Source organism: Paraburkholderia sp. BCC1886 (assembly GCF_900996245.1).
Classification (GTDB): domain Bacteria; phylum Pseudomonadota; class Gammaproteobacteria; order Burkholderiales; family Burkholderiaceae; genus Paraburkholderia.
The window spans coordinates 113,550-128,824 of the sequence record NZ_CAAJGK010000034.1; the positions used below are offsets into that span (position 1 = coordinate 113,550).

At 60.3% G+C, this 15,275-nt stretch carries 14 protein-coding genes; 8 read left to right on the top strand and 6 right to left on the bottom strand.

Going from position 1 to position 15,275, the window contains the following annotated elements:
• Nucleotides 1-149 precede the first annotated feature (149 nt).
• Nucleotides 150-1,388, top strand: a complete 1,239-nt coding sequence (locus FQ746_RS04365) for a YbfB/YjiJ family MFS transporter (RefSeq protein ID WP_144107694.1) — start codon at nucleotides 150-152, stop codon at nucleotides 1,386-1,388.
• A 51-nt stretch (nucleotides 1,389-1,439) separates the two neighbouring features.
• Here FQ746_RS04365 and FQ746_RS04370 read toward each other — a convergent pair whose 3' ends face one another.
• The 3 genes from FQ746_RS04370 to FQ746_RS04375 form a co-directional block, all read right to left on the bottom strand.
• Nucleotides 1,440-1,913, bottom strand: a complete 474-nt coding sequence (locus FQ746_RS04370; RefSeq protein WP_144107695.1) for an Lrp/AsnC family transcriptional regulator — start codon at nucleotides 1,911-1,913, stop codon at nucleotides 1,440-1,442.
• Nucleotides 1,914-2,317: 404 nt separating this feature from the next.
• Nucleotides 2,318-2,461 (bottom strand): hypothetical protein, encoded by a 144-nt coding sequence (locus tag FQ746_RS34690; RefSeq protein WP_186310643.1) that lies wholly within the window; start codon nucleotides 2,459-2,461, stop codon nucleotides 2,318-2,320.
• 45 nt (nucleotides 2,462-2,506) lie between these two features.
• Entirely contained in the window at nucleotides 2,507-3,565 is a 1,059-nt protein-coding gene (locus tag FQ746_RS04375; RefSeq protein ID WP_144107696.1) for a LacI family DNA-binding transcriptional regulator, read from the bottom strand.
• 194 nt (nucleotides 3,566-3,759) lie between these two features.
• Between FQ746_RS04375 and FQ746_RS04380 the strand changes: the two genes are divergently transcribed.
• The 5 genes from FQ746_RS04380 to FQ746_RS04400 all read left to right on the top strand — a co-directional run bounded on the left by FQ746_RS04380 (nucleotide 3,760) and on the right by FQ746_RS04400 (nucleotide 10,081).
• Nucleotides 3,760-4,785: a TRAP transporter substrate-binding protein gene (locus FQ746_RS04380; RefSeq protein WP_144107697.1), complete on the top strand. Its 1,026-nt coding sequence runs from the start codon at nucleotides 3,760-3,762 to the stop codon at nucleotides 4,783-4,785.
• A gap of 82 nt (nucleotides 4,786-4,867) precedes the next feature.
• Complete coding sequence (locus FQ746_RS04385) at nucleotides 4,868-6,754, top strand: TRAP transporter large permease subunit (RefSeq protein ID WP_144107698.1); 1,887 nt, start codon at nucleotides 4,868-4,870, stop codon at nucleotides 6,752-6,754.
• Between the two features lie 101 nt (nucleotides 6,755-6,855).
• Complete coding sequence (locus FQ746_RS04390) at nucleotides 6,856-7,395, top strand: VOC family protein (RefSeq protein WP_144107699.1); 540 nt, start codon at nucleotides 6,856-6,858, stop codon at nucleotides 7,393-7,395.
• Nucleotides 7,392-8,690 (top strand): ribulose-bisphosphate carboxylase large subunit family protein, encoded by a 1,299-nt coding sequence (locus FQ746_RS04395; RefSeq protein WP_144107700.1) that lies wholly within the window; start codon nucleotides 7,392-7,394, stop codon nucleotides 8,688-8,690. The genes FQ746_RS04390 and FQ746_RS04395 overlap by 4 nt, the downstream gene beginning before the upstream one ends.
• Nucleotides 8,691-8,716: 26 nt before the next feature.
• Nucleotides 8,717-10,081 carry a four-carbon acid sugar kinase family protein gene (locus FQ746_RS04400; protein WP_144107701.1) on the top strand — a complete coding sequence of 455 codons (1,365 nt, stop codon included), beginning with the start codon at nucleotides 8,717-8,719 and terminating at the stop codon, nucleotides 10,079-10,081.
• Here the strand turns inward: FQ746_RS04400 and FQ746_RS04405 are convergent.
• The 3 genes from FQ746_RS04405 to FQ746_RS04415 all read right to left on the bottom strand — a co-directional run bounded on the left by FQ746_RS04405 (nucleotide 10,078) and on the right by FQ746_RS04415 (nucleotide 12,268).
• Nucleotides 10,078-10,878, bottom strand: coding sequence for an SDR family oxidoreductase (locus FQ746_RS04405; protein WP_144107702.1), 801 nt, complete (start codon nucleotides 10,876-10,878; stop codon nucleotides 10,078-10,080). The two genes, FQ746_RS04400 and FQ746_RS04405, sit on opposite strands and share 4 nt — an antisense overlap.
• Before the next feature lie 151 nt (nucleotides 10,879-11,029).
• The gene (locus FQ746_RS04410; protein WP_144107703.1) at nucleotides 11,030-11,185 is read right to left on the bottom strand and encodes a DUF3309 family protein; all 156 of its coding nucleotides are present in this window, start codon (nucleotides 11,183-11,185) and stop codon (nucleotides 11,030-11,032) included.
• A gap of 228 nt (nucleotides 11,186-11,413) precedes the next feature.
• A complete protein-coding gene (locus FQ746_RS04415) occupies nucleotides 11,414-12,268 on the bottom strand; it encodes a beta-1,6-N-acetylglucosaminyltransferase (RefSeq protein WP_144107704.1) in 855 nt (284 codons plus the stop codon).
• A gap of 841 nt (nucleotides 12,269-13,109) precedes the next feature.
• On the opposite strand from FQ746_RS04415, the gene FQ746_RS04420 reads away from it, so the two are divergent.
• A complete protein-coding gene (locus FQ746_RS04420; RefSeq protein WP_186310636.1) occupies nucleotides 13,110-14,525 on the top strand; it encodes an undecaprenyl-phosphate glucose phosphotransferase in 1,416 nt (471 codons plus the stop codon).
• 34 nt (nucleotides 14,526-14,559) lie between these two features.
• On the top strand, nucleotides 14,560-14,997 hold the full coding sequence (locus FQ746_RS04425) for a low molecular weight phosphotyrosine protein phosphatase (RefSeq protein WP_144107706.1): 438 nt from the start codon (nucleotides 14,560-14,562) through the stop codon (nucleotides 14,995-14,997).
• Nucleotides 14,998-15,275 lie beyond the last annotated feature (278 nt).

Below are 15,275 nucleotides of genomic sequence, written 5' to 3' on the forward strand. Positions count from 1 at the left end.
GCGAACCACCGGATCAACCCTAATTCGCAACTAACGGTCGATGCCGACCGACCTCGCCCCGATATGATGGCGAGGCGGCGCGACCCGGCTCACCGCCCCGACCGGCTGGCAGCCCGACCGGCCGCATTTTCATCCACTTTCGACCGCCCATGCCGACAAGATCGCTCGACGCCGTCCTGCCCCCTTCCGCGACCGATACCATGCAGCGCTTCCCCATCCTGCTGCTGGCGATGTCGCTATCGCTCGGCAGCGCAATCGCGTTGGGCCTCGCGCGGTTTGCCTACGCATTGCTCCTGCCGTCGATGAAACTCGACCTCGGCTGGAGTTTCGCCCAGGCCGGCGCGATGAATACGGCCAATGCGCTCGGCTATCTGCTCGGCGCGCTGGCGTTTCCCCGTCTCGCGCGGCGCTGGTCCGCGGGGGCGCTGTTCGGCGCGGGCTGCGCGGCGACGGCGCTGCTGATGGCCGGCAGCGGACTGCTCGCCGATACCCATGCGCTACTGGTGGTGCGCGTCGTCACGGGGGCGACCAGTTCGCTCATCTTCATTAGCGGCGGCGTGCTGGCGGCGCGCCTCGCTTCCGCGCGACCACATGACGCGGGGCTCGTGCTCGGCCTGTATTACGGCGGCACGGGGTGGGGCATCGTGGCGTCGTCGGTGCTGGTGCCGCTGACTATCGTCAATCGCCTGCATGGCTGGCAGGTCGCCTGGTTCGCGCTGGCGGCGGCCTGCGCGGTGTTCGCCGCTATTGCCATCGGCGCGGCGAGAAGAATCGAACAGGTTTACCCGGGCGTGTCGGCAACAGCATCGGCCGCGAAGGCCGACGACGTGCCCCGTTGGCCGCGTTTCAGCCTGGCGCTGGCCGGTTACGGGTTGTTCGGTGTCGGCTATATCGGCTACATGACGTTCATCGTGGCGTTGCTCCGCAATGCGGGGATGAGCGCGGCGGTCGTGACCGGCTTCTACCTGCTGCTCGGCGTGGCGACGGTCGTGTCGGCACGAGTCTGGTCGACGCTGCTCGACCGGATGCGCGGCGGCCAGGCGCTGGCGGTGCTCAACACCTTGCTGGCCATCGCGACGCTGCTGCCCGCGGTGTTTGCCCAGCCATGGGTCGCCTTCGTGTCCGGCGTGCTGTTTGGCGCGACCTTCCTCTCGGCGGTGGCGTCGACCACCGCCTTCGTGCGCCACAACCTGCCAGCGAGTCATTGGGCAAAGGGCATCAGCGCGTTCACCATCGTGTTCGCGTTCGGACAGATCGTCGGGCCAATGGTGATCGGCTGGGTATCGGACGGCGCGGGGCTCGCACGCGGGCTCGTTTATTCCGCGGCGCTGCTGGCAGCGGGCGCCGTGCTGGCGGCCTGCCAGAAGGCGTTGCGCGCGGCGGTTTGATGGTGGATTGCCGGGAGGGCTGACTTTCGGTTGCTGGTGATCGAGCCGCCGTTAAACCTGCACCGACGGGATGCTCTTCATGCACCGCAGCGCAAACATCGACCGGCTGTGGCGGATGCCGTTGATCTTGTACAGCTTCTCCCGTAAGAAGCGCTCATAGCCGGCCGTGCCGTCTACCGCAACCTTCACCAGATAGTCGTAATCGCCGGACACCAGATAGGCCTCGAGCACCTCGGTAAGCGTTGCCAGCTCGGCACCGAAACGCGCCAGCGCGTCGTCGTCGTGTCGATCCAATGTGACTTCGAGTAGGACGACATCTGCGAAACCGAGCTTTTGCTGGTCTAGCAACGCGACGTAGCCGCGAATGTAGCCTTCGGTTTCCAGCTGTCGAGTGCGGTTCCAGCAGGCGGTGGTGGACATGCCGACCAGTTCGGCGAGTTCGGCATTGCTCAGGCGCGCGTTCTTCTGCAATTCGCGCAGGATCTTGCGGTCCTGGGTGTCCAGCGAACGATTTCGGGTGGTCATGGCGTCATTCGGAAGGTTATTCAGCGAGTTTGTATATTAACGGAATAACGTCCCGATAAGCGGGTCAGTCTGGTCGGCTTTCGGAAGCCTATCCAGCATGGGTTTCGGTATATTTTCAGGGTGCATTCATGTCCGGGACAACTGTCCGGGCTGCAGGCTCCGAGCCTGCGGTGAACGCGGCCATAAGCCGCCACGGACGTCTTGCCGCTTCAACCGGAAGGCGGCACGCGGGCGAATTCCGGGGTTACCCCCACCGGAAGACGCGCTCGCCGGACATGGAAGCATGTTCTGTTTTTGTCACCAGATTCGATGATTCCCAGCCCAGAAATGCGTCCGCCGCGACCGGTGAAAAACCGGGCGCGGCGGATTTGCGCGTGGGTTGCTGCTTAGGTTGCCGAAGCGACTTAATGGAAGATCAGATACAGAATAACCAGCACGATCACCGGAACGCCCAGAAGCCAGCCGAGAAGGTAAGGCATGGTGTTATCTCCTTTCGTCTTGAAGTTTAAGTAACGAAAGTGATTGAGCATCCGGCGTGCCTGAGCCATCGGAAAGCGCCGGATAAAAGTTCTGCAGCCGCGCCCAACTGGGCTTTACGGCAGGTTCTCCCGCAGAACGATAGTGAACTGCACCGGCTTCACATCGTTCATCGCGTCGCGTCCTTCGCGTACATTGCGAAAGATTCGCAGGCAATTTCCTACCATCGCCTGGGGAGTCTGGGTAATCAGCGCGTCCATCGTTCCGTCGATCAGCAAAGCACGCGTATCCGGCGTCAAGCCATGTCCGACGAACAGAATCTTCTGTTCTGCACGCGCTTCGACTATCGCGCGTGCTACGCCGTCCGAACCACCGCCGCTGTTGTAAATGCCCGCGAGATCCGGATGTTGTTCCAGCAACTTTCTGGTCTGCCGATAGTTGCGCTCGCTGTCGTCGTGTCCTTCGCGCAGGCCGATCACGCGAACTTGCGGAAAGGTCGACTCGATCAGATGCAGAAAGCCGATCTCGCGTTCTTCGTGACCGCGATAGTTCAGGCTGCCCGCGAGCATCGCAATCTTGCCGCTCGGTCTCGGACCCATGAAGCGGCCTAGCAGCAAAGCCGCCGTGCGCCCCGCCGAACGATTGTCGATGCCCACATACGCCAGTCGCTTCGCATTCGATAAATCCGAGATCAACGTGATGGCGGGCACGCCCCGATCGGCGAGTGTATTCACTGCATCGCGCACGATGGGATGCTCGAGCGCCATGAACACGACACCGTCGGCGCGCTGTCCGTAATGCAGCAAACGGTCGGCGAGTTCGTTCGGATTGAAACTCTCGACATAGTGCACGCGGCACTTCATCTCCAGCGCAGTCCACTGATCGTGTGCGAAGTCGATGTAGTCGCCGAGCATGTGCAGATAACGATTCGTCCCGGCCGGCAGCAGAAAAGCGATGCGCATGGACTTCGCCGGCGGCGCGGCGGGCGTGCTCGAATTCAGCAGATAGCCGAGTTGCGCGGCAGCTTGCAACACGCGTTGCGCCGTGACCGCTCGCACGCCGTCGCGGCCGTTCAACACGCGATCCACCGTGGCGGTCGACACACCGGCGGCGCGCGCGATGTCGGGAATGCGAGCGCGCGCAGCAGCGGTGTTGAGGTGAAGCAGTTCGGACATGGCCGTCCTTCACGAATGAAATTCCATCAAAAAACATCACGCTGGCGGTTTGACGCAATCGCCGCACGCGCCTAGTCTTGCAGCAATCGCACGGCGACTCAACCCACGACTCGAAATCAAGGTAGAGCAGTCAGCGATGATGGAATTTGATGGAACCGACAGTCACATCAATTATAAGCAAGGAGACATTCAACATGACCAATCTCGCGAGACGCACCCTGCTGCGAGCCGCAGCCGCTGTACCGGTGGCAAGCACGCTGGGCTTTCCAGCTATTGTGCGTGCGGCTTCGGGCCCGGAGTTCGTGTGGAAGTACGGCAATAATCTGCCGCTCACGCATCCGTTGAACGTGCGCTCGCAAGAGGCGGCCAACCAGATCAAAGAGGCGTCGAAAGGGCGCATGGAGATCCGGATATTCCCTAACAACCAGCTCGGCGGCGATACCGACATGCTCGCGCAGGTGCGCAGCGGCGGCATCGAAATGTTCACGCCGTCGGCACTCGTCGTGTCGACGCTGGCGCCGTCGGTGGCGATCAATGCGGTGGGTTTCGCGTTCAGCGACTACAACCAGGTGTGGAGCGCAATGGACGGCAAGCTCGGCGCGTATGTGCGTGCGGCCATGCAGAAAGCCGGATTGGAATCGTTCGAAAAGATGTGGGACAACGGCTTCCGTCAAACCACCACCAGCAACGGACCTATCACGACGGCGCAAAACATGCGCGGTCTGAAGATTCGCGTGCCGGTGAGCCCGTTGAGCATCGACATGTTCAAGGGCCTCGGCGCAGCACCGACCAGCCTGCAATTCAGCGAAGTGTATTCGTCGCTGCAAACGCATATCGTCGATGCGCAGGAAAACCCGCTGCCTATCGTGCAGGTGGCGAAGCTCTACGAAGTGCAGAAGTTCTGTTCGCTGACCAATCACATGTGGGACGGTTACTGGTTCGTGCTGAATCCGCGTGCCTGGCAGCGTCTGCCGAAAGATCTGCAGGCCATTGCCAGCGATGCGTTCAACCAGGGCGCGTTGAAACAGCGCGAAGACGTGCGCAAGCTGAACGAAGCCGCGGTAGCGGATCTGCAGAGCAAGGGTCTCGCCGTGAACCGTCCGGCGCCGGACACGTTCCGCGCGGCGCTGCGTCAAGCGGGCTTCTACGCGGCCTGGAAAGGCAAGTTCGGCAATCAGGCGTGGGACCTGCTCGAGCAGTCGGTCGGCAAACTGGCCTGAGCGTCGAGCATAAGAGACTGTCGTGAAGACAAGCAGTGAGCAAGAGGCAAAGCGCGACGAGCTGTCGCGAGGAGGGATCGGAATGTCGAATCACGCATTGCATCCGGCAGAAGCCGCGGTAAATCTGCACGCGAGCAGCTTGCCGCGTCGTTGGCTGAGAAGCTTCGACCGCGGGCTCATTGCGCTGGTGGAATTCTGCGCGGCAACGCTCCTCGCGGTCGAGATGGTCATCATGCTGGCGGGCGTGATTTCGCGCTACGTGCTGCATCAACCGCTGGTGTGGTCCGATGAACTCGCGGGCATTCTGTTCCTGTGGCTCGCGATGCTCGGCGCCGTGCTCGCCTTGCGCCGCGGCGAACACATGCGGATGACCGCACTGGTGAGCCGTCTCTCACCGCAACGTCGCGCGTTTATCGACACGGTGGCGATCGCGGCATCGGTCGCATTCCTCGCGTTGCTGATCTCGCCCGCTTACGACTATGCATCGGGCGAAGCGGCTATCTCGACGCCGGCGCTGGAAATCAGCAATGCATGGCGAGCCCTCGCGTTGCCGATCGGCGCGGCGCTCATGTTGCTGGTCGGCGTAATCCGTCTCGCGCAGATCAGCCGCGTGCGCGATGTGCTGATCGTGCTGGTGATCGCAGCCGTGCTCGGCGCGGTCGCGATGTTCGCGGGTCCGTGGTTTCAGACGCTCGGCAAGATGAACCTCGTGATCTTCTTCGTCGGCGTCGTGGCGATCGGTATTTTCTCGGGCGTGCCGATCGGTTTCTCGTTTGCGCTGGCGACCTTCGGCTATCTCGGCCTCTCCACTTTCACGCCGCTCGAAGTGATGGTCGGCCGCATGGACGAGGGCATGTCGCATCTGGTGCTGCTCGCCGTGCCCCTGTTCGTGTTCCTCGGCTTGCTGATCGAAATGACCGGCATGGCGCGCGCGATGATCGAGTTTCTTGCGAGTCTGGTCGGCCACCTGCATGGCGGCCTGTCGTTCGTGCTGATCGGCGCAATGTATCTGGTGTCGGGCATCTCCGGTTCGAAAGTGGCGGACATGGCGGCGATCGCGCCGGTGCTGTTCCCCGAGATGAAAAAGCGCGGCGCGTCGGAAGGCGACCTGGTCGCGCTGCTCGCGACAACCGGCGCGCAAAGCGAAACTATCCCACCGAGCATCGTGCTGATTACGATCGGTTCGGTCACCGGGCTGTCGATCTCCGCGCTGTTCACCGCGGGCATGCTGCCGGGTGCGGTGCTCGCGCTGATTCTGTGCGTGGTGGTGTGGTGGCGTTACCGCAAGGAAGACCTGAGCGGCGCCCAACGTTTTACGCGCAAGCAGATCGGCCGACTGTTCGTCGTGTCGGTGCCGGCGCTCGCGTTGCCCTTCGTGATTCGCATGGCCGTGGTCGAAGGCGTCGCGACTGCAACCGAGGTCTCGACCATCGGCATTGCGTATTCGATCGTGATCGGTCTTCTGGTTTATCGGCGGTTCGAATGGCGGCGTCTTGGTCGCATGCTGGTGGATGCGGCGACGTTGTCGGGCGCGATTCTGTTCATCATCGGCTGTGCGACGGCGATGGCCTGGGCGCTCACGCAGTCCGGCTTCTCGCAGGATCTCGCGGATCTGATGAGCAGGATGCCTGGCGGGTCGTACGGCTTTCTCGCGGTGTCGATCGTCGTGTTCGTGATGCTGGGCAGCGTGCTGGAAGGCATTCCGGCCATCGTGCTGTTCGGGCCGCTGCTGTTTCCGATTGCGCGTATGGCCGGCGTGAACGAAGTGCACTATGCCATCGTCGTGATTCTTTCGATGGGCGTGGGACTCTTTTCGCCGCCGTTCGGCGTGGGTTACTACTCGGCGTGCGCGATCAGCAAGGTCAATCCGGATGCCGGCATCCGGCCGATTATCGGGTATATGAGCGCGCTGATTTTCGGGCTGATCGTGGTGGCGGCCATCCCGTGGATTTCGACCGGGTTTCTCTAAGGTTTTCTAGAACTTCTTGATAGATCGACATTCGGGTGCGGCCTTGCCGCCGCGCCGGGGCGTCGTTCGTTCTTCACAACTGGCAGCATCGGGAGAGTTTCATGAGTCGTTTCTTTGGCGAGATCCGCCAGGCAGGTTACGTGGTGCGCGATATCGAAGCCGCGATGGACTACTGGAGCCGCGTGCTCGGCGTCGGTCCTTGGTTCTACAACGAGCACGTGCCGATTGAAAACTACACGTATCGCGGCCAGTCGTACGAGGTGCATAACTCGGTGGCGCTGGCCAATTCGGGCCCGTTGCAGGTCGAACTCATCCAGACGCGCAACGACGCACCGTCTATGTACCGTGACTTTCTCGTGGCAGGCAACACCGGCTTGCAACACAACGCGTACTGGACCACGTCGTTCGACGAAGATCTCGCGCGTTTGCAGGAGCAGGGCTTCAAGGTGGCGATGAGTGGCGAAGTGGGCCGCAACGGGCGCTTTGTTTATTTCGACACCGAGAACCATCCCGGTACCGTGATCGAACTGTCGGAAGTGGCGGGACCGAAAGGCAAACTGTTCGACATGATCTACGCGGCCTCGCGCGATTGGGACGGCAGCGATCCCGTGCGTCCGTTTCCGGATCTGAGCACGCTATGAATACTCCAGGCAACCTCGGCAACCCCGGCGACGATACGCTCGAAGCCGACTATCTGATCGAGACACCACTCGATCCGGCGCGCGTGGCCGAGGTGATGGCGGGCGAGCAGTCGAGCGGGACCTTCGTGCGTGTCGCGAACGAATCCGATGCGCTGCGTGCGCGCAGTCGCGCGACCGTGCTGCGCGTCGAAGAACTCGAAGCCGCATCGCAACCGAGCTTGCCGAATGCGTGGCTCGCGCGTCAGGGCACGCCGGGACCGTGGCGCCGCGCGCGCATCACGCTGTCGTTTCCGCTCGCCAATATCGATGCGAATCTGCCGACGCTGGCGGCGACCGTGGCCGGCAATCTGTACGACCTTGGCGAAGTGACCGGCATGCGCTTGCTGTCGATGCGCGTGCCTGCTGTCTATCGCAACCGGTTCGAACTGCCTCGTCATGGCGTAGCCGGCACACGCAAGCTGACGGGCGTGGCCGATCGTCCGTTGATCGGCACGATCATCAAACCGAACGTCGGCCTGAGTGCCGATGAAACGGCGGCGCTGGTGCGCGATCTGTGCGAAGCGGGCGTCGATTTCATCAAGGACGACGAGGTCTGCGCGAATCCGCAACACGCGCCGCTGGCCGAACGCGTGCGCGCGGTGATGGCACAGGTGCGCGCCTACCGGGAACGCAGCGGACGCTCGGTGATGGTCGCTTTCAACATCACCGACGACCTCGACGCCATGCGTCGTCACGCGGAACTGGTGGAGCGCGAAGGCGGCAACTGTGTGATGGCGAGCATCAACTGGTGCGGCTTCTCCGCGATGCAGACTCTGCGGCGCGCCACGCCGCTCGTGTTGCATGCGCATCGAAACGGCTACGGCATGATGTCGCGCGATCCTGCGCTCGGCATGTCGTTCCAGGCGTATCAAACTTTGTGGCGTCTTGCCGGTGTCGATCATATGCATGTGCACGGCCTCGCCGGCAAATTCGCACAGAGCGACGCCGAGGTGATCGAGTCCGCGCGCGATTGTGCGACGCCGCTCGCAGCCGGTTGCGATGATGTGGTGATGCCAGCGTTTTCGTCGGGACAGTGGGCGGGCACGGTGCCCGCCACGTTCGATGCGGTGCGGTCTACTGATTTGCTGTTCATGTCTGGCGGCGGAATTCTCGCGCATCCGGATGGTCCCGCAGCGGGCGTGACCAGTGTTCGCCAGGCTTGGGCCGCGGTGCAGGAAGGCACGCCGTTGCCGGTCTACGCCGAGCGTATGCCGGAATTGCGGCGTGCGCTGGCGTTCTTCGGTGGTCGCGCGTGACACTGGGTAGAGAGGAGAGTCAACCGATGAGCGATGCGAGCACGCCGGACTATGCCTTTTACGGCGACGACTTCACCGGCGCCACCGACACGCTCGCTCATCTCGCCCGCGCCGGTCTGCGGACGATGTTGTTCTTCGGGCCGCCGGACGCTGCGCGTCTTGATGCGCTGGGTCGCTTCGACGCTATCGGGATTGCCGGCGCCGCGCGCACGATGGCGCCGGCCGAGCAGCAACAGGAACTCGATCAGGCAGGCGCGGCCTTCGCAGCACTCGGTGTGCGCGTGATGCACTACAAGGTGTGTTCGACGTTCGATAGCGCGCCGCAGACCGGCAGCATCGGCGTGGCGATTCGTAGCTTGCGAAAGTACTGCGCGAATCCGCTGGTCGCGATCGTGGGCGGTCAACCGAATCTGCGGCGCTATTGCGTGTTCGGTGAGTTGTACGCCGCTGCTGGAGCGGACGATCACGCGAACTCGATCTACCGGATCGATCGTCATCCGACGATGAGCCGTCACCCCGTCACGCCGATGAACGAGGCGGACTTGCGCGTGCATTTGCGGCATCAGGGCGTGGAGAACATACAGTCGGTTGACTGGCGTAGCTATGCAGCGGGCGATACCGCATTGCTGGCGGAGGTAGATCGTCGGCTCGAGTCGAAGCCCGATGCATTGCTATTCGATGTACTCGACGATTCCCATTTGCAAGCGATTGGAAATGTGATCTCGCGTCATGCGACTTACGATGCGCCGCTTCTGGCGGTCGGTGCGAGCAGTGTGGCGCAGGCTTATGCATCGGCTTCGGCCTCGGCCTTTGCTTCGTTGGTCGACGCTCCACGGCTTTCGCGCGCCCGAGGACCGGTGCTTTTGATGGCAGGCAGTCTCTCGCCTTTAACCGAAGTGCAGATTGCGGCTGCGCATTCCTATTTGCGCGTCGAGTTGGACCCATTGCAAATGACCGGCGAAGACGCGGCCAATTATCTTGCCGCACGTGTCGCCGCGATCGTGGGACCGTTGCGTGACGGGCGCAACGTGCTCGCATTTACGACGCGGCGCGGCGCGCATGAAGCCGGCGCGGGCGGCGCGCTGCCGCAACTCGCGCATGCCTGCGCGGCGTTGTTGCGACAGGTGGTGAGTGCAGTGAAGCTGCATCGCGTCGGCATTGCGGGCGGCGACACGTCGAGCATTGCCGTGCGCGCGCTCGGCGCGTGGGGACTGTCTTACCTCGCGCCGTTGTCGGCAGGCGTGACCGTGTGCCGCCTGCACGCCGACCGGCCCGCACTCGACGGCATGGAGATCATGCTCAAAGGCGGCCAGATGGGCGATGCCGATCTGTTCGAGCAGTTGATCGCCGGCTATGGTGCCGAGGCCCGTAACGAGATCGTTAAGGCCTAGCCGTTGTCTGCGAAGCCCGGGTACAGGGTCATGCCGCCATCCACGAACAGCGTCGTGCCGACGACATAGTCGCTCTGGTCCGACGCGAGCCATACGGCGGCCTGGCCGATGTCTTCCGCTTCGCCCACGCGTCCGTAGGGGATCAGCTTCAATAGCTTGTCCAGTGCTTCTTGCGTTCCCCATGCATCCTTGTTGATGGGCGTGCGTATCGCGCCGGGCGCAATCGAGTTGACACGAATGCGCTCAGGCGCGACTTCCTGTGCGAGCGATTTCATGAACATCTGAATACCGCCTTTGGATGCCGCGTAATTGACGTGCCCGGCCCATGGAATGACCTCGTGAACCGAGCTCATGCAGATAATCTTGCCCAATGCCTTCGACACCGCGCGTGGCCCGCGACGACGAAACTCTTTCACGGCGGCTTGCGTGGTGAGGAATTGACCAGTGAGATTGGTGGACAGTACCTTTTGCCAGTCTTCCAATGTCATTTCGGCGAATGCGCTGTCTTTCTGCAGGCCCGAATTGGCAACCACGATATCCACTGTGTCGAAACGTTTGCGGCATGCGTCGAACATGCTGTCGACTTGCGCGGGATCGGATACGTCGGCTTTGACGGCTAGTGCAAAGCCGCCTGCGCGTTCAATTTCTTCAGCGAGTTTTTCCGCCGCTTCGGCGTTGGAGTGGTAATTCAACACGACCGCCGCGCCTGCTTGGGCGAGCGCTTGCGCGACGCCGTAGCCAATGCCGGAACTGGCGCCGGTGATCAACGCGACCTGGTTATCGAGTAACTTTTCCATTCTCTCTCCGGCGCTTTGCTTGAAGTGGAGTGCGGATGTGAGCGAGCACATAACAAAGCCGCCGGATAATGAGTAGGCCTTGCATCAAGCTCTACATCACTATCCGGCGGCTTTTTCGGTTCGTTTCACGGAACCGGGTATTGCCGAGTGGCTATATCACACCCATGACCAGCAACACGATAACGACGATCACCACGATGCCGATACCGCCAGTCGGTGCATAGCCCCACGAACGGCTGTGCGGCCACGAAGGAAGTGCGCCGATAAGAAGAAGAATCAGCACAACCAGAAGAATAGTTCCCAACATATAGATACCTCCGCTTGGTTGATTGGACCTGCATTTACGACTGGCTTGCAATTCCTTTTGCGGGAGCTGCGGCAGCTTTATCGATGATTGAGGGTCAGCAAGCGGTGTGCCTGGGGAGTATGTTTGAAACGACGGTGGTACTACAGGCCTCCTGCCTCCTGTAACGAGCAGCGCTCCGGCGACCGGGCCGACTCAGTCGCAGATGAGCCGGCGGCAGCGGTAAGTGAATCAACCTTCGGCAAGATTTCCTCTCAAGGAGACCTCGATTCTGTCGACGATTTCCCGTGAACCATCGCTGAATTTTCGGGCGAAAAAAAGTTCCTGGTTGTCGTCGTCGAGAAGAGTTTGGATATGCCGGTTCGAGAATGGTCCAGGTGCCGGGTCGGTCGTCCAGTCCTGGAAGAGCCAGGAATTTCTCACATGCTTTGCAAATTTCGAGTGTCCAATGATCGTGTGGAACAAGGACTCTTCGACGCACCATCCCCCCTTGTAGAAATCGATCAATTTCCGATTGATACGGATTTCGTCGATGACATGTCTCAAGCACTCGTCGGTTAGCGCCCACCAAGTGGTTCCATGGAATACGTCAGAGATGGGGAGTTTTCTTCGATACGCCAGGCCGATCATCAATTCCGTCATGATCATGATCCTGGATTTGATACTTTTATTTCTTCGGTCGAACCCGTCGAAGTGCAGGCGGGTGAGCCGGTTGGCGGGTTTGTCTTTGAAGAAACCTTTTCGCAACGTTATTATTTCTCGCCCACCTTCGAGTTCCGAGATAATTCTGGCATTTGACTTTATCGGATAGTCGGACCCACTCAGCAGGACGTGTCGGTCTGCGCCGAGTGCGATTGATCGCTCCGCGAGATTAATGATCGCCTGTTGGTGGCTCCATCCGCCCCACCAAACTGGAATGGAATCTATAAAAGATACGTCGCGGCCAAAATCCCGCGCCGGCGAAGCCGATTTTTTATCGTAATGAATAATGAAGCTGATTTCTGCTTCGGTAGTTCGCAACGCTTGAATAAGGCGATCGAGATGCTGCGCGTTTGCGAAAGCGCTAATTAAATAGTTTATTTTCATATTTCCCCCGTATTTATAAAATCGAGCTGCTCACTTTTGCCCCGGAAACATGCAAAAGTCGAGCCACCGGCGCGGGAACGCAAGGGGCGTTTTTAGCCTCTGTGTGACGAGTTCGGATTGTGTCTCGCCTATCCGTGACCAGCGCTCGCCACGCCTTTACTGTCTTGGTCGTTGAGCGCAGTCCCGCCAGGACAGATCGTCTTGCCTCTACCATCAGGCGAATTTCTCCATCTTCTGGCTTCTGCTTGTCCCGGATCGAAACAAGGTTCGTTACGGCGGCACGTAACGTTACGAGATCGTTACTCCGGGCCATCTAATGGCTCATTGGCAGCGTTCCGATTCTGGCGGGAGGACTGGAAGTCCCGTCTGACAAGGGTGTCCCGAGGTCTACCATTCCAATATCTCACTCCCGGCGAGTTGGCACACTTGCTGCTTTAGTAGTTGCGCAGACCAAAAGAAGACACAAAGACATTGAGCAGTGTGAGTTGCGTCACCGACCAGCCTGATCGGGGATTGTCAGGCTGGTCCCTTCCATGCAGCGACGACGTGGTTCGTTCCAGAACTGCGTCATGGCTGCCGAAGTCGGTGTGCTCGGGCATAAACGCGCTGACGGCTTCATTTCAATCTCTGTTTGTTCTTCTGAATTCGCTCGGCCGTATGAATGAGGACTGCCCATGCGTAGTCCGGTTGAATTTGTATTGCGCGTCTCTTCGTGACCCGGGGAATTAAATCGCGAAAGGCGCGGCTGCAGAAAAATTAGAGATCAGAGTCGCCCGTACCAGAGGTACAGCGAGCAACTCAATAAGAATGTTTGGCGCGAGAGACCAGCGCGGGGATAAAAATGGAAACGGCTAATTTTGCGCAGCAAAGAAGGGTAGTGCCGGGGTGGCAAAGCCTGATCGCGCGAGTACTCGATGTGATGCTAATCGTCCTCGGGGCGTTGCTGGCTTCGCACGTGCGCTTCCAGGATATCGAGCAGATGCGTGTGAATACGGCGTTCGTGGCATTCGCCGCCGCATTCACCGTCGTTCTCTTCCCGCTATTCGGCGTGTACGACTCGTGGCGCGGGCGAGCCATGCTGCGATTGACAGGACAGGTGTCGTTGGCCTGGCTCGTCGTGCAGGGTTGCGGTCTCGTGCTGATGTTCTCGCTGCATCGATCGGACTTCGTCTCGCGTCTCTGGCTAGCTTATTGGACCGCGGTGACGGGAGGCGGGCTGATTGCATCGCGGCTCGTCGTGCATACGGTGTTGTCGCAACTGCGGCACGCCGGTCTCAATCTGCGCCGCGTGGCCGTCGTGGGCTGCGGGTCGCACTGTCACAACGTCGTGCGCAATATCGAAGGCTCGGCGGCCAGCGGCTTCCGTGCCGCAGTCGCTTTCGATGTGCGCCCCGTGATGGGTACAGTTGGCTCGGGTGTGCCGGTGTACGACGACTTCGACAAGTTCTCGGCCTACGTCAGGACGCATGACGTACAGGAAGTCTGGCTCGCATTGCCACTTTCCGAAGAGCCCATTATTTCGCGCTTCGTCAGCGAGTTCCGCGACGATCTGGTCAATGTCCGCTTCGTACCCGACATGCGGAGCGTCGCGTTGTTCGATAGCGGCATGATCGACCTGATCGGTATGCCGGCCATCAATCTGGTTGCGTCGCCGGTATCGGCGCGGGCATTGATAAAAAAAGAAATCTTCGACCGGGTATTTGCTGCCTGCGCGCTGTTGGCGCTCGCCCCGGTGTTCATTGGAATTGCGATTGCCGTCAAGCTCTCTTCGCGCGGTCCGGTTTTCTTTACGCAGAAACGCAAGGGTGCGGACGGTCGGATCTTCAGAATCTACAAGTTTCGCTCGATGCGCCCTCACGCGGTGGAGCGAGGCGTGATCAGGCAAGCGACTCGCGGCGATCCCCGCATTACCCGAGTCGGCGCTTTTCTAAGGCGCACAAGTCTGGATGAGTTGCCCCAGTTCATCAATGTACTGCGCGGCGACATGTCGGTTGTTGGACCACGGCCCCATGCAATCGAACACGACGAGCTTTATCAGAAAGTAGTGAACGGGTATATCCATCGTTACCGGATCAAACCCGGCATCACGGGGTGGGCGCAGATCAACGGGTTTAGAGGAGAGACCGATCAGATCGAGAAGATGCAGGGACGCGTCGAGCACGATCTGTACTACCTGAGGAACTGGTCGTTCGGACTCGACATGCGCATTGTCATGGCAACGATAAAGAAAGGTCTCGTCCACAGTAACGCGTATTGACGGCATCACGATCGATTGACTGGATAAGTGCGAAATGATGGAAACAATACTGGTGGTCTGCGAAGCGAACATGTGCCGCAGCCCGATGGCAAAGGTGATTTTCGAAAATTGCCTGCCAGGAAAAAGCATCATTTCTGCGGGATTGTCGGCACTGCCCGGACGACCGGTTGATCCGGTAACCGAGAAGCTGATGCGCGAGAAAGGTTACGAATTAGCCGGCCATGTAGCGACTTTGCTCACGCTACGTCATGCACGAATGGCAAATCTGATCCTGACGATGACGTTGGATCAACGCAGCAGAATAGAGCGCGCATATCCGTTCGCGCGAGGCAAGGTGTACAGACTCGGCGAGCACGATGCCTTCGATGTGACGGACCCGTATCGTCGCCCTCGAGAGGTATATCAGGCATCGCTCGAGCAGATTGAAATCGGCATCGATAACTGGATTCCGGGGATACGCAAATGCGGCTAGGCGAAACAGGGCGCTGGTGTGGATCAGTCAGAGCTAACACACGAATCGCGGTATTCGTTTTTTGTGCGCTGACGGTGGCGCTGGCAAATGCGCAGTCCTCTAACTTCGGGAGAGCAAGCCAGAAGTCTTCAAGCAGTGGCGGCGGCGCGATGGGATCGAAATTACAGGTTCCGACTGCCGAAATGAATTTGCTGGGTGGCCCTTCGGATCTGGATAGCCGCTATTCCAGCGGATACGGTGGACCTCTCGACGAGTCCGCTAGTACGCCTAAGGCGTTG